Here is a 14,614-nt window from a genome sequence, read left to right on the forward strand (position 1 = left end):
TGTCTGTTTAAAATATTACAAGAACATTACAAAACGACTAAATTCGAATTAAGAATAGCTAGTAAATATTTTTTTGTTATAATAGATGGTATGAAAAAGATAATTATTACAGCTACAGCTGAAAGTGTAGAGCAAGTTGAGCAACTCTTACAGGCAGGAGTTGATAGAATTTATGTCGGTGAAAAAAATTATGGTCTTCGATTGCCTCATAATTTCACTTATGATGAATTAAATCGTATTTCTTCTCTAGTCCATCAGCACGGGAAAGAGTTGACAGTTGCCGTAAACGCTCTCATGCACCAAGATATGATGGATAAAATTAAGCCGTATTTAGACTATCTTCAAGAGATTGGGGTTGATTACATTACAGTCGGAGATGCAGGTGTTTTTTACGTCCTGCAGCGTGATGGCTACAATTTTAAGACTATTTATGATGCCTCTACTATGGTTACCAGCAGCCGTCAGATCAACTTTTGGGGCAAAAATGCTGGTGTCTCTGAAGCGGTTTTAGCGCGTGAAATCCCATCGGCTGAGCTCTTTAAGATGCCAGAAATTCTGGAAATCCCTGCCGAAATCTTAGTTTACGGTGCCAGTGTTATCCATCATTCGAAGCGACCTCTCCTGCAAAATTACTACAATTTTACGCATATAGATGATGAAAAGACCAGAGAAAGGGACCTTTTCTTAGCAGAGCCAAGTGATCCCAAAAGTCATTATTCGATTTTTGAAGACAATCATGGTACGCATATCTTTGCCAATAATGATCTGGATTTGATGACCAAATTGGGAGAATTAGTTGAACATGGCTTTACCCACTGGAAGCTGGAAGGACTTTATACGCCAGGTCAGAATTTTGTCGAGATTGTCAAGCTCTTTATCCGAGCCCGTGACTTGCTTGAAAAAGGTGAATTTACCCATGACCAAGCCTTCTTGCTGGATGAGTTGGTTCATAAACTGCATCCGAAGAATCGTTTTCTGGATACTGGTTTTTATGATTATGATCCAGATATGGTAAAATAAATATAGGGCAACTGCATGTCCAGTTGCTTTTTTGATTTAATTCGAATATCGGAATTAGAATTGTAAAAATAAAGTTGCTTATCTTGCTTTTAGCAGTAAATTGCTATAAAATAGATAAGGTTAAACATCAACACTTTTATATTGCAAATAGGAGAAAAGATGACAAAAAAATTAAAACGTCCAGAAGTACTCTCACCAGCTGGTACGTTAGAAAAGTTAAAAGTAGCTGTTCGTTATGGGGCAGATGCTGTTTTTATTGGTGGTCAAGCCTATGGTTTGCGCAGTCGTGCGGGAAACTTCACTTTTGAGCAAATGGAAGAAGGGGTTCAGTTTGCGGCTGAGTATGGTGCCAAGGTCTATGTAGCAGCTAATATGGTCATGCACGAAGGAAATGAAGCTGGAGCTGGAGAATGGTTCCGTCGTTTGCGGGATATCGGGATTGCAGCTGTTATTGTTTCTGACCCAGCCCTGATTGCCATCGCGGCATCAGAAGCGCCTGGTCTGGAGATTCATCTGTCAACGCAAGCAAGTGCCACTAACTATGAAACGCTTGAATTTTGGAAAAATCTTGGTTTGACACGGGTCGTTTTGGCGCGTGAGGTTTCTATGGCCGAGCTAGCTGAGATTCGCAAGCGTACAGATGTTGAAATTGAAGCTTTCGTTCACGGGGCCATGTGTATTTCTTACTCTGGCCGTTGTACCCTTTCCAATCACATGAGTATGCGTGACGCTAACCGTGGTGGCTGCTCGCAATCTTGTCGCTGGAAATATGAACTTTACGATATGCCTTTTGGTCAAGAACGCAAGAGTTTACAGGGAGCAGTTCCAGAGGAATTCTCCATGTCTGCGGTTGATATGTCCATGATTGACCGGATTCCTGATATGATTGAAAACGGTGTCGATAGTTTGAAAATTGAAGGCCGGATGAAGTCCATTCACTATGTTTCGACGGTGACTAACTGCTACAAAGCGGCTGTGGATGCTTATTTGGAAAGTCCAGAAAAGTTTGAATCTATTAAGCAAGATTTGGTAGATGAAATGTGGAAAGTAGCCCAACGTGAGCTGGCAACTGGTTTTTACTATCATACGCCAACAGAGAACGAGCAGCTTTTCGGAGCTCGCCGTAAGATTCCAGAATACAAATTTGTAGCAGAAGTGGTTGCTTATGATGAGGCCACTCAAACTGCGACCATTCGCCAGCGGAATGTTATCCATGAAGGCGATCAGGTAGAATTCTACGGACCTGGTTTCCGGCATTTTGAAACCTATATTACCGACCTCCATGATGATCAGGGCAATAAGATTGACCGCGCACCAAATCCAATGGAATTGCTGACGATTACCGTTCCGCAGCCAGTCCAACCTGGTGATATGGTCCGTGCCCGCAAGGAAGGCTTAATCAATCTGTATAAAGAAGATGGCAGTAGTGTGACTGTTCGGGCTTAATTCGGAGCGAAATCTGGACGAATTTGCTGCTTAAGTCAGATTTGCCTACATGGTGGATGCGAACTGATAGCAGAAGTAGTTATTCTATAAATTCTGCCATTGGCTTTAAAAAATAAAAGAGTCTGAGACAAAAGTCCGACCTCAAATATAAAAAGCGAACAAAACTAGTTTTCTGGTAATCAGAATTCTGCTTTGTTCGCTTTTCGCATTTAATTATAGATTTGAAGGGCTTAATAATTAAGATTTTTAAAAATTGAAATCTTTTTGTCCCAGACTCTTATTTTTTGAATTTGCGACTTTCGAGCTGAATATCTTTTTTCTGGGCTTCACGGATATTATTTGGCACAAGACTGATACGCTGGATATCAGGTACACGGATGATGGTTGTCATACTTTTTTTGAAATTCTTGACAATTAATTGTTGGCGGTCACGGTCATATTTGACAATATCGCCGGTAAAATTCTTATCCAGAAAAATAACATGGACACCAGAATTTTTTCGCAGGGCCAAGTCAATCGTACGCAGAATATGACTGTTGTCTTCCTCTTCTTTATCCGTTTTTTTATAGTTGATAAATTCATTGGTTTTTTGCAAAATCATTTCGAGATATTTTTTCATAGCTAAAATCTCCATAACTTGTTACAATATATTATATAATAAAATAATTCAAAAAGTAAAATCTTTTACGAATAATGAGATAGAAAGTAAAAAAGAGGTGAAATATGGCTGATTTTAAATTTGAAATCGAGGAAAAATTGCTCGTTTTATCAGAAAATGATAAAGGCTGGACCAAGGAGCTCAACCGCGTAAGCTTTAACGGTGCACCTGCCAAGTACGATATCCGAACTTGGAGTCCTGATCATAGCAAGATGGGCAAGGGCATTACCCTTTCTAACGAAGAATTTCAAGTTCTTTTAGATGCATTTAAAAACGGATAGACTTTGAGTCTATCTGTTTTTATTGTTTGAAAAATAGGGATGAAAGGCTAGACTTTTAAAAATAGGAATGCTAATTAGGGTAATTGCTAGAATTTTTAAAAGATCAGGAAGAATGAAAGGTGTCACACCAACGGAAATCGCTTGAGCAAAATTCATCTGAGCTAGAAAATGAAGTCCGATAATTCCACCAACAAAGACCAGAGTATCTCCGAGTAGGTTAGCTAAAAAGACCGTGTAAAATTTACTATCTTTGCCCGTTAGACTGGAAGTGACCAGTGCAAAGAGCAGATAAGCCCAAAGATAACCTGCACTTGGCCCAAGAAGTGCTTGAAAGCCTCCACTTCCGCCAGCAAAAACCGGCAATCCAATAGCTCCGAGAAGCAAATATAAGAAAACAGCTAAGAGAGCTTCGCGGCGCTCAAAGATGGTTGCAATCAGGCCGACAGCAAAGGTCTGTAGAGTAATGGGAATCGGTCCAATGGAGAAACTAAGCTGAGACAGCACAGCCAATAAGGCAGCACCGATAGCAGGGAGAATGAATGAAAAGGATTTGTTCATAATAGTAAACCTCTTTTTTAAAATATGGTAACTATTTTAAAACAAAATAAAAAAAAGTCAAGTCTTTTTAAATCAGACTAGACAGTTGAGAGGCTATTTACGCTTTTTACGACTCCGAATGAGGAGAAAGATAAAGGCAATTAGGCCAAAAATATTAAAGAAAATAATCCCTAGAGCTGCTAATAATTTTTTCGTTTTGCTCATTTCCAATCCCCCTTCTTTTATTATTTTTTACTATCATATCAAAAATACTTCTTCTTGAATAGCAGAAAGGAAAGAAGATTGATATAGTTTTAAACTATAGTTAGATCAATGAAATGAGATTATCTAAAAGCACCATAAAATGTTGAATACTAGGCACTTGACTGATATAATAATTCTTATCCAATAACGAATCTAAAAGTTATAACAAGGATTAAATTAGTAAAGCAGAGGTAATTTTTATGACACATACACACGCACCTTTCAGAGTAGATCATGTTGGTTCCTTTCTTCGTCCTCAAGAATTGGTGAAGGCACGTGAGGCTTTCGCAGAAGGCAAGATTAGTCAAGAAGAGCTGACAGCAGTTGAGGATCGGGCTATCCGTGATTTGGTCGCGAAGGAAGTAAAGGCGGGGCTAAAAAGCGTAACAGATGGGGAATTCCGTCGGGCCTATTGGCATTTGGACTTTTTCTGGGGTTTCCAGGGGATTGACCATGTCCAAGCTGCAGAAGGCTATCATTTCCACGGGGAAACAACTAAAGCCGATTCGGCTCTGATAGCTGGCAAGATTTCTGGGGAAAAACATCCTTTTGTCCAACATTATCAGTTTTTGCGGGATTTGGTAGCGGATAATGACCAAGTAGAAGCTAAATATACCATTCCAGCGCCGGCTCAGTTTTATTTTGAACTGATTCGCGATGCTGAGCATGTAGAAAAACTGAATGAGATTTACCCTGATTTTGACCAGCTGCGTGAGGATATTAAGACGGCCTATCTGCAGGTTATTCAAGACTTGGTGGAAGCTGGACTCGAAACTCTGCAAGTGGATGATTGTACTTGGGGTGTCTTGGTAGATGACAATTTCCTATCCGCTTGGGGAGCAGCTCAGGGTAAGACGAAAGACCAAGTCCGCGAAGAATTGGCCAATCTTTTCTTAACTCTTAATAACGATGTCTATGAAAATGTACCGACTAATCTGACAGTCAACACTCATGTCTGCCGAGGAAATTACCATTCAACTTGGGCATCTTCAGGCGGCTATGCTCCAATTGCTGAGGAACTCTTTGAAAAAGAAGCAGTTAATGCTTATTTCTTAGAATTTGATACAGAGCGGGCTGGCGGCTTCGAGCCTCTGGCTAAGGTAACACCAGGCAAGAAGGTGGTTCTAGGGCTCTTGACTTCTAAGAGTGGTCAGCTGGAAGACAAAGAGGCTGTCATTGCCCGAATCAAGGAAGCTAGTCAGTATGTTCCACTGGAAAACTTGTATTTGTCTACTCAGTGCGGATTTGCCTCTACTGAGGAAGGCAATATCCTGACCGAAGAAAATCAATGGGAGAAGATTGCGCTGATTTCTGACATCGTCAAAGAAGTCTGGGGCGAGTAAACTGGCTGAATATGAGAAAGCGGGAAAGACCTGTTTGAAGGTTTTCCCGCTCTTTTTCTTAAAACGGGCAGATATACGACGATAATTTTGGATCCCAATAAGCTCAACTGTAAATTATTTTAGAAGTAATTGAGAAGCTTTTGAATAATAATTGAAATTTTTCGTTTAGCATAGACAAAGAAATCAAAGAACAAACCTAGCTTTCTCTCTTTAACCTTATTCAGATTTTATAATGAGCTCTTTCTTACAAAAATGTAAGATAAAAATTAAAAATGAAAGAATAAGTTATGGTTACATTCTCTTGTTTATTTTATGATAATAATGAGCCTTAGAAAGGAGAAAAGGGAGTGGGATAGAACTAAATTTTTATAAAATCAGTTTATTATTCTACCTCCAAGCCTGATTAAGAATTCCTCGAATCTTGAAAGGTGAGTGAAGAAGTCAATCAGCTACTGCGTCATTAGTTCAGTATAATATAAATGTTTAACTAAGCTGATCTTGTTTCAGGTTCTCATCAGTATTATCGCATGGTGACAAATTCTTCGGATCCGGTCGGATGGATGGCAACGGTGGCGTCAAAGTCAGCCTTGGTGGCTCCCATCTTGATAGCTACGGCAAAGCCCTGAATCATTTCATCTACGCCATAGCCAATGCCGTGGAGGCCGACAACTTTTTCATCGTGACCAGCAGTGATAAGCTTAAACTTGGCCTGCTGGCGGTGCTGGGTGACAGCTGAGTACATAGAGGTAAAGCTAGAGGTGTAGATATGGATATTTTCAATGCCGTAGTTCCGAATTGCTTCTTCCTCAGTCAAACCAACTGTCCCAATAGCGGGATGGGAGAAGACCACAGTTGGAATAATAGTATAGTCCATCTTGGCATCTGTCTTGCCGTTAAAGAGGCGCTCAGATAGGGTGCGGCCAGCCTTGATTGCTACCGGTGTCAGCTCTTTTTCGCCCGTCACATCGCCCAAGGCATAGATGCCAGGTACGACAGTATTTTGGTATTCATCCACAGCGATGAAGCCTCGGTCATTTAGGGTAACCCCTGCAACATCAAGATTGAGGTCTTGGACATTTGGCTTACGCCCAATAGCCCAGATGATATGCTCTGCTGTGTGGTTGCTCCCGTCTTGGAAGTGGATTTTCAGCTGGCCATCAGCCAGTTTTTCCACTCGTTCGGGTATCCTGTGAGCATGAAGACTTGGACCAGATTTTTCCATCTCTGCCACCAATCCGTCAATCAGATAGCTATCGAAATTACGGAGGGGACGGTCGCGACGGACAAAGAGATCCGTCTTGACACCTAGAGTATGGAGGACACCAGCAAGTTCCACTGCGATATAGCCTGCTCCGACAACGGCAACAGACTTGGGAAGTTCTTCCCAAGCAAAAACATCATCGGAAGTCTCGCCGTATTCTGCACCAGGAATCTGTGGAATGGCTGCATGAGCACCTGTTGCAATAACGATGTGTTTGGCGCGAATCAGCTCTCCATTGACTTCGACTGTGTGCTTGTCAACAAAATGAGCGCGACCTTCAATCAGTTCAACGCCGTTTCGTTTAAAACTCCCATCGTAGGATGAGCGAGCGCGATCAATGTAGGCTTCACGGTTTTTTCGTAAGGTAGCAAAGTCAAAGTGCTGATTTTCTGAAGTAAAGCCATAGTCTGGTCCATAGTGTTGGATGGCCTCAGCAATCTGGGCACCGTACCACATGATTTTTTTAGGGACACAACCGACATTGACACAGGTTCCCCCTAATTTCTTTTCTTCAATGACAGCAGCTTTGGCGCCATGCTCGCCAGCACGATTCATGGTAGCAATTCCGCCGCTGCCACCGCCAATAGCAATAATATCGAATTCTTTCATAGTTAGATATAAGCTCCTTTAATCAATATGAGGTAATTGTACCTTTTTTAGAAAGTGAATGCAAAAATCTGCTACGAGAGGTGAAGAGCATTACAGAACAGGAATTAAAATACCTTTAAGATTTTCAAAGTTTTTTGTGAAAAAAATAAAATATAGTTATGATATAATATAAAAAAGAAAAATTCGTTTTCATCAGGAGGAAGAAAAAAGATGAAAAAGTTAAAAAAATGGCAGATATTTAGCATTATTGGAACTGCCGTTACAATTGTTTTAGTGGCCATTTTCTTTATGTGGTTTAGTGGAAACAATGCTTCGACACCAGAAGTAGAATCAACTCCAATCGTCCAAAAAGTCAAAGAAGGTTCTGTTGCTTCATCTGTTTTATTGACAGGAAATGTGACTGCCAATGGAGAACAGTATGTTTACTATGATGGGACCAAGGGAGATTTAGAGAGTGTCTTAGTAAATGTGGGGGATCAAGTGTCAGTTGGTCAGGCTTTGGTTCAGTACAAGAGTACAGAAGCTCAGGTTGCCTATGATACAGCAGTTCGTGCTGTCAATAAAGTTGATCGTCAGATTTATGACCTACAGACAAATGGAGTCTCTGTATCATCAACGGGAGACGAAGAAGCAGATGATAAATCAGCAGCTTCTGCTCAACGCTCAGTCGACTCACAGCTTGCTGACCTGCGTGATGCGCGGGCTGATGCGGTTGACAGTATGAATAAAGCTTATGCCCTACTTGAAGCAACTACCGTAACAAGTACAGCAGAAGGTACCGTTGTTGAAGTAAATAGAGATGTTTCCAAATCTACAACGGGCAGCAATCAAACACTTGTTCATATTGTCAGCAATGAAAATCTGCAAATTAAAGGAGAACTTTCTGAATACAATCTTGCTAATTTGTCTGTTGGTCAGGAAGTAACCATTACATCAAAAGTTTACCCTGACAAAAAATGGACAGGTAAAATCAGCTTTATCTCCAATTATCCAAAAGATGGTCAACAAGCAGCGTCTGGAGCAGGTGGAGCAGCGCCAGCATCTGGTGCAAAATACCCATTTACGATAGATATTACTAGTGAAATCGGAGAGCTCAAACAAGGTTTCTCTGTCAATATTGAAGTTAAAAACAATACTCGAGGCATTCTTGTGCCAGTCAGCAGTGTGGTACCAGACGGAGACAAAAACTATGTTTGGACGCTGGAAAAAGGAGTTGCCAAGAAAGCAGAAGTAACTCTCGGGAATGCTGATGCTGAAAATCAAGAAATCTCATCTGGTTTGACAAAAGACAGTAAAGTTATCACCAATCCAACAGATAGCTTAAAAGATGGTCAAGAGGTGAAATCTTATGAAGAAGCTAATTGATTTAAAGAATATAAATAAAGGCTATCGAAATGGTGATCAAGAACTTCGGGTTTTGAAAGATATCAATTTGGAAGTGGAAGAAGGAGAATTCGTTGCCATCATGGGACCTTCTGGCTCTGGGAAATCGACTCTGATGAATATCATTGGTATGCTGGATCGTCCGACAAGTGGTGAATATTATTTGGGAAACAAAGAAGTAGCGAAACTTGGAGATAAAAAGCTAGCCAAGGTCCGCAATAATAAAATCGGTTTTGTTTTCCAGCAGTTCTTTCTCTTGTCTAAACTGAATGCTCTGCAGAATGTTGAGCTGCCGCTGATCTATGCGGGTGTTTCTCAGTCTAAGCGGAAGGCCTTGGCAGAACAATTTCTCAAAAAGGTTGAGTTGGAGTCGCGGATGCTCCATCTTCCCTCAGAACTTTCCGGAGGACAAAAGCAGCGGGTGGCTATTGCGCGTGCTCTGGTCAACAATCCCTCCATTATTCTTGCAGATGAACCGACAGGGGCTTTGGATACCAAGACTGGTGAGCAGATTATGGAATTTTTGACAGAGTTAAACGAGGAAGGCAAGACCATCATCATGGTTACCCATGAGCCTGAAATTGCAGCCTATGCCAAGCGGCAGATTGTCATTCGGGATGGGGTGATTTCTTCAGATAGTGCTAAGAAGGAGGAATTGGATTAATGCAAAATTTTAAATTTGCCATTAGTTCCATTCTTGGGCATAAGATGCGGGCTTTTCTGACCATGATTGGGATTATCATCGGGGTTGCGTCTGTTGTCGTTATCTTAGCACTGGGAAATGGGATGCAACAGGGAGTTACCAAAAGTATCACCAAAGAACAACAGTATGTGAGCTTGCTTTATTCTCCTACTAAAAGTAATTATACGATGGGAGTCAACTTTATGAATCCCGGTGGTGGTCCAGATGCAGATAGTGAGATACTAGAAGAACCACCTGTTGTCCAAGAGTCTTGGGTCAAGGAACTACTGAAGATTGATGGAGTCAAGGGTTATTATGTGACCAATGGTTCGACAGCTGATTTTTCTTATCAAAACAAGAAGTCTGATAAGGTCAACATTACGGGTGTGAATGCTACTTTCTTCAAAATTAGAAAATATGAGATTTTAGCTGGACGGACTCTCCTGCCTAGTGACTATCAAAGTTTTTCTAATGTGATGATGATCGATGAAACAGTGGCGAACAGCCTGTTTGGAAGTAGTGCAGAAGCCTTAAACAAGGTGATTTCAGTTGGGGAAAGCAATTACCGAGTTGTCGGTGTTTATAAAGATCCCAATGCTGGTCAAAGTATGAGTATGAGCTCAGGGAGCGCTCTGATGGCCAATACACAGGTAGCTTCTGAGTTTCAGACAGATGAAATCTCAACTGTCTATGTCTATGTGCCAGAAGTTGACCGGATCAACGAAGTTGGCGTAGAAGCTGCAAAAGAACTGACTAATCTGTCAGGAGCTCGTCAAGGAGAATATCAAATCCTAAATATGGACAGTATGCTGGAACAATACAAGCAAATTACTGGAACCATGACCGGTGTGATCGGAGCCATCGCTGGAATTTCTCTCTTTGTTGGTGGTATCGGTGTGATGAATATCATGCTGGTATCGGTCACAGAGCGAACTCGTGAGATTGGTCTACGTAAGGCTCTTGGAGCAACACGTGGAAATATCTTAACACAGTTCTTGATTGAATCCATGGTATTGACCCTTATCGGTGGTCTACTTGGCCTTGGCCTTGCCTATGGGATTAATGCCTTGCTGGCTGCAGTCGTCCCAGAAGATGTATTCGGAGGGCCACCAGTTGTCTCTGCTACTGCCGCTGTTGGAAGCTTGATTTTTTCAGCTATGGTTGGGATCATCTTCGGTATCCTGCCAGCCAATAAAGCATCTAAATTAGATCCGATTGAAGCGCTGAGATATGAATAATGTAATCAAAAGTCTGGTTCCCCAGACTTTTTTGTGATGTAAAATAAACAAAGAGGCTGGGACAAAAAGATTTCAATTTTTAAAAATCTTAATTATTAAGCCCTTCAAATCTATAATTAAATGCAAAAAGCGAACAAAGCAGAATTCTGATTACCAGAAAACTAGTTTTGTTCGCTTTTTATATTTGAGGTCGGACTTTTGTCCCAGACTCTTTACTTTGTTACAATCTATGTAAATTTTAGATTACTTCATAGTCGGGAAAAGCAATACATCGCGAATGGTAGTCACATCTGTCAGCAACATGACGAGACGGTCGATACCGATTCCGAGACCTCCAGTTGGTGGCATACCGTATTCCAAGGCTTCAACATAGTCATAGTCGATACCAGTTGCTTCGTCATCACCCAGTTCTTTGGCTTTGGCTTGTGCTTCAAAACGCGATAATTGATCGATTGGATCGTTCAACTCGGTGAAGGCGTTGGCATATTCTTTGGTCATGATGAAGAGTTCGAAACGGTCTGTGAAGCGTGGGTCTTCTGGGTTTTTCTTAGCCAGAGGTGACACGGCAACAGGGTGACCATAGATAAAGGTTGGTTGAATCAAGGTTTCTTCGACAAATTCTTCAAAGAAAGCATTGATGACATGACCTACTTCGGTGAAGTGCTGTTCAAGCGGAACTTTCTTTTCCTTAGCCAAGGCAGCAGCTTCTTCAAAGCTCATATCTTGCCAGAAGTCTACGCCAGTGATTTCCTTGATAGCATCCACCATGTGAACCCGTTTGAAAGGCTCGTTAATCTTGATTTCAGTGCCCTGATAGTTGACAGGCCCGTCGCCATTTACAGAAATCGCTGCATGTTGGATAATGCCTTCGGTCAAGTCCATGATGTCTTGGAAGTCTGCATAGGCTTGGTAAACTTCGATAGAAGTGAACTCAGGGTTATGAGTGGCATCCATACCTTCGTTACGGAAGATACGACCAATCTCATAGACGCGCTCCATACCGCCGACGATGAGACGTTTCAAGTGAAGCTCAGTCGCAATCCGTAGCACCATGTCAATGTTTTGAGCATTGTGGTGAGTAATGAACGGACGAGCAGCAGCACCACCAGCTTCATTGTGGAGAACAGGTGTTTCAACTTCGAGGAAACCTTGACCGTCAAGATAACGGCGGATTTCTGAGATAATTCTTGAGCGAGTGACAAAGCGCTCAAAGCTCTCACGGTTGGAAATCAAGTCCAAATAACGTTTGCGGTAGATGGTTTCGACATCTGTCAGGCCGTGGAATTTTTCAGGAAGGGGGCGCAGGGCTTTTGAAAGGTGAGTAATATGCGTTGCTTTGATAGAGAGTTCTCCCATATCGGTCCGCATCACTTCACCCTCGACACCTAAGAAGTCACCAAGATCTGCTTTTTTGAAAATCTCATAGTTTTCTTCACCGACTTCATCCTTACGAACGTAAATTTGGATTTGGCCTTCACGGTCTTGGATGTGGGCAAAGCCAACTTTACCTTTTCCGCGTTTGGTCATGAGACGGCCAGCGATAGTTGCAGTTTGGCTCAATTCATGTAATTCTTCTTTGGATTTGTCGCTATATTTTTCTTTGAGTTGAGCAGAATTAGCAGTGCGTTCAAAACGTTTTCCGAAAGGGTCAATCCCTTGCTCAGCCAGCGCAGCCATTTTTTCACGACGAATAATCTGCTGGTCATTTAATTCTTCAATATGTTCAGTAGTCATTTTCTTCCTCCTAAGGGCTTTCCTTCCTATTTTATCATAAACTAGAAGGAAATTCAGCAATAATTATCTATAAAAATAGAAAAAACTGCGATTTTTAAAGGTTCGCAGTCTTATCTTCAACTAAATAATCTAAGTTATTCCAAGTAATCAATTTAAAAGAGTCAAAGTCATCTGTTTCTAGAATGGTGACGCTAGCATTGGCCAATCCGCCGTCCTTACGGAGAAGGGAGATTTCATAACCCAGCAGCGTACGAATGCTAGCAGTTAAGTTAGCTCCGTGACCGACGATCAAAACTTTCTGATAATTCTTTTCTTTCAGTGTTTTGATGAAAGAAGTGGTACGGTGAGTGGTCTGGTAAACGGACTCAGCACCAAATAGATTGTGGTCGAACTGGGCTAAATTGTGGCGGAATGCCCACATCTGCTGAGGATAAGCGGCTTCAGTAGCAGCAATTTTCGCGCCTTCCAGTTTGCCAAGCCCCCATTCTCTTAGCTCTGAAATGGGAATAAGGTCCGGCGCAAAATGGTTTTCCTGCTGAATGATTTTAGCGGAATGAAGGGCTCTAGGCAGGTCACTGCTGTAAATCTTATTAAAATGAGTATCGGATAAATGCTTTCCCAGTGTGTGCAATTCGTCAATAGCTGTTTGCAGCAAAGGGGAGTCTCCGTTTGCGCCTTGGAAACGCATTTCTAAATTCCATTCAGTTCTTCCATGTCTGATAAAATATAGTTTCATATAAGATCAATGCCTCGCTCTATTTCATATACATATAAATCTATAATAAACTGAAATGTCCAATTCAGCAAATTAAAAAGTATGGGATTAATCTTCTTTTAAATCTGCAAAAGTTGCCTGAACAAAATCTGCTAAATCTTGGGCCTTGATCTGGATGCTGCGTCCGACCTCACCAGCAGAAACAATAATACTTTCGCGACTCAGAGCTGTTTGATCAATGAAAATTGGGAAGGGATGTTTTTGGCGAATTCCGACAGGATTATTGGCACCGTGAATGTAACCAGTCGTTTTTTCTAAATCTTTCTGCGGAATCATACTGACTTTTTTATTTCCTGAAATTTTTGCTAATTTCTTTTCCGAAAGATGTTCGGTGATGGGCAGGATGCCGATGACTGTTCCTGTTTTATCTCCGTTTAAAGCCAGTGTTTTATAAATTTGCGAGCGGTCAAATTCCTCGGTCAGGCTATCATCTAAAGCATTAATTTGCAAGCCTAGGTGATTGATTTTTGCTTTATTTAAGATTTGCTCGACCAATGTTTTTTTTAGTTTCGTTTTTTTAGCCATTATTTATATTTCTCTTCTAACTGGGACATCCAGATTCCTAACCAAATTCCTAATCCAAAGAAAAAGGCAGCGAGAACCAAAGTGAAAACAGATACGCCAGCATAGCTAATGCTCTCGCTATTTCCTGCTTGTGGAATGACAATTAGTAGGGTGCTGGACAAAACGATTCCGATGATAAAGTGGTAGACTCGAGAATGATAATTTTTCAAGATATAGTCCATAGCTTTTGAAAAGAGAATCAGAGCTAGAGCGCCACCGATGCCGATTGGCAGGAAGGTACCAAATATATCCAAATGCTTGAAGCCTGTTAACATGGGTGAGTAGAGCCCTAAAATCAGCAGAAGATTTGATGGGCTGAGACCGGGAACCAGAACTCCTAAGGCGATTAGAGCGCCAGCCAAAACGAAAGACAGGAAATTAGCTGGAAGTGTCCCCACCATTCCATTCAGAGAATATAGGAAGATACCTGAGAGAATAAAACTGAGCCAGAAAGTGATAATATCAGCCCGATCGCGCTCGGATTCTTTGACGGACTCTTTTATCAGACTAGGAATTGTTCCGATAATAGCTCCAGCAAAGCCCCAGAGAACGATAACCTTGTAATTATCCAGTAAGAGATTGACTGGATAGGAGAAAGCTGCAATCCCTAAAACCATCCCAATAGCTACAGGAGTGAAGTAGAGAACATTCTCAACAAAATTTTCTTTGATGTGGGCTAAAAAGCGAATCATCCGCTCATAAATCCCTAAAATAGCAGCTAAAACACCACCTGAAACACCAGGTAAGATAAAGCCAAGTGCAATAATCATTCCTTTTAATATTCTTGTAATCCAAGAAACCATGTGAAACTCTCCCTTT

General features: G+C 41.4%; 14 protein-coding genes. 7 read left to right on the forward strand and 7 right to left on the reverse strand.

All coding sequences use genetic code 11. From position 1 onward, the window contains the following. The first annotated feature begins 90 nt into the window (after positions 1-90). Together AC5FEC_RS00530 and AC5FEC_RS00535 are read left to right on the forward strand one after the other, a co-directional pair. Positions 91-1,020 (forward strand): peptidase U32 family protein, encoded by a 930-nt coding sequence (locus AC5FEC_RS00530; RefSeq protein WP_037616830.1) that lies wholly within the window; start codon positions 91-93, stop codon positions 1,018-1,020. A gap of 159 nt (positions 1,021-1,179) precedes the next feature. Beyond that, positions 1,180-2,466, forward strand: coding sequence for a peptidase U32 family protein (locus tag AC5FEC_RS00535; RefSeq protein WP_493660935.1), 1,287 nt, complete (start codon positions 1,180-1,182; stop codon positions 2,464-2,466). Positions 2,467-2,743: 277 nt separating this feature from the next. Here the strand turns inward: AC5FEC_RS00535 and AC5FEC_RS00540 are convergent, their stop codons facing one another. Further along, complete coding sequence (locus AC5FEC_RS00540; protein WP_493660936.1) at positions 2,744-3,100, reverse strand: hypothetical protein; 357 nt, start codon at positions 3,098-3,100, stop codon at positions 2,744-2,746. 89 nt (positions 3,101-3,189) lie between these two features. On the opposite strand from AC5FEC_RS00540, the gene AC5FEC_RS00545 reads away from it, so the two are divergent. Beyond that, entirely contained in the window at positions 3,190-3,405 is a 216-nt protein-coding gene (locus AC5FEC_RS00545; protein WP_234550019.1) for a YdbC family protein, read from the forward strand. Positions 3,406-3,414: 9 nt separating this feature from the next. On the opposite strand, the gene AC5FEC_RS00550 is transcribed toward AC5FEC_RS00545, so the two are convergent. Continuing rightward, positions 3,415-3,963, reverse strand: coding sequence for a biotin transporter BioY (locus AC5FEC_RS00550; RefSeq protein WP_493660937.1), 549 nt, complete (start codon positions 3,961-3,963; stop codon positions 3,415-3,417). Positions 3,964-4,406: 443 nt separating this feature from the next. On the opposite strand from AC5FEC_RS00550, the gene AC5FEC_RS00555 reads away from it, so the two are divergent. After that, complete coding sequence (locus tag AC5FEC_RS00555) at positions 4,407-5,549, forward strand: 5-methyltetrahydropteroyltriglutamate--homocysteine S-methyltransferase (RefSeq protein WP_493660938.1); 1,143 nt, start codon at positions 4,407-4,409, stop codon at positions 5,547-5,549. Positions 5,550-6,069: 520 nt separating this feature from the next. On the opposite strand, the gene gorA is transcribed toward AC5FEC_RS00555, so the two are convergent. Beyond that, complete coding sequence (gene gorA, locus AC5FEC_RS00560) at positions 6,070-7,419, reverse strand: glutathione-disulfide reductase (protein ID WP_493660939.1); 1,350 nt, start codon at positions 7,417-7,419, stop codon at positions 6,070-6,072. Between the two features lie 210 nt (positions 7,420-7,629). Here gorA and AC5FEC_RS00565 point away from each other — a divergent pair, with 210 nt between their 5' ends. Genes AC5FEC_RS00565 through AC5FEC_RS00575 form a run of 3 tightly spaced genes read left to right on the forward strand, consistent with a single transcriptional unit; the run spans position 7,630 to position 10,722 of the window. Then, complete coding sequence (locus AC5FEC_RS00565) at positions 7,630-8,784, forward strand: efflux RND transporter periplasmic adaptor subunit (protein WP_062199524.1); 1,155 nt, start codon at positions 7,630-7,632, stop codon at positions 8,782-8,784. Further along, positions 8,768-9,466 carry an ABC transporter ATP-binding protein gene (locus AC5FEC_RS00570; RefSeq protein WP_493660940.1) on the forward strand — a complete coding sequence of 233 codons (699 nt, stop codon included), beginning with the start codon at positions 8,768-8,770 and terminating at the stop codon, positions 9,464-9,466. Before AC5FEC_RS00565 ends, AC5FEC_RS00570 begins: the two co-directional genes overlap by 17 nt. After that, a complete protein-coding gene (locus tag AC5FEC_RS00575; RefSeq protein ID WP_493660941.1) occupies positions 9,466-10,722 on the forward strand; it encodes an ABC transporter permease in 1,257 nt (418 codons plus the stop codon). Before AC5FEC_RS00570 ends, AC5FEC_RS00575 begins: the two co-directional genes overlap by 1 nt. Positions 10,723-10,965: 243 nt before the next feature. Here AC5FEC_RS00575 and lysS read toward each other — a convergent pair whose 3' ends face one another. The 4 genes from lysS to AC5FEC_RS00595 all read right to left on the reverse strand — a co-directional run bounded on the left by lysS (position 10,966) and on the right by AC5FEC_RS00595 (position 14,598). After that, the gene (gene lysS / locus AC5FEC_RS00580; RefSeq protein ID WP_234550025.1) at positions 10,966-12,456 is read right to left on the reverse strand and encodes a lysine--tRNA ligase; all 1,491 of its coding nucleotides are present in this window, start codon (positions 12,454-12,456) and stop codon (positions 10,966-10,968) included. Positions 12,457-12,550: 94 nt separating this feature from the next. Beyond that, positions 12,551-13,192, reverse strand: a complete 642-nt coding sequence (locus tag AC5FEC_RS00585) for a histidine phosphatase family protein (protein ID WP_493660942.1) — start codon at positions 13,190-13,192, stop codon at positions 12,551-12,553. An 87-nt stretch (positions 13,193-13,279) separates the two neighbouring features. Beyond that, positions 13,280-13,756 (reverse strand): aminoacyl-tRNA deacylase, encoded by a 477-nt coding sequence (locus tag AC5FEC_RS00590; RefSeq protein WP_493660943.1) that lies wholly within the window; start codon positions 13,754-13,756, stop codon positions 13,280-13,282. After that, the gene (locus AC5FEC_RS00595; RefSeq protein ID WP_037616803.1) at positions 13,756-14,598 is read right to left on the reverse strand and encodes a DUF368 domain-containing protein; all 843 of its coding nucleotides are present in this window, start codon (positions 14,596-14,598) and stop codon (positions 13,756-13,758) included. Before AC5FEC_RS00595 ends, AC5FEC_RS00590 begins: the two co-directional genes overlap by 1 nt. Between the last annotated feature and the right edge of the window lie 16 nt (positions 14,599-14,614).

The organism is Streptococcus sp. STC1396 (assembly GCF_058933875.1).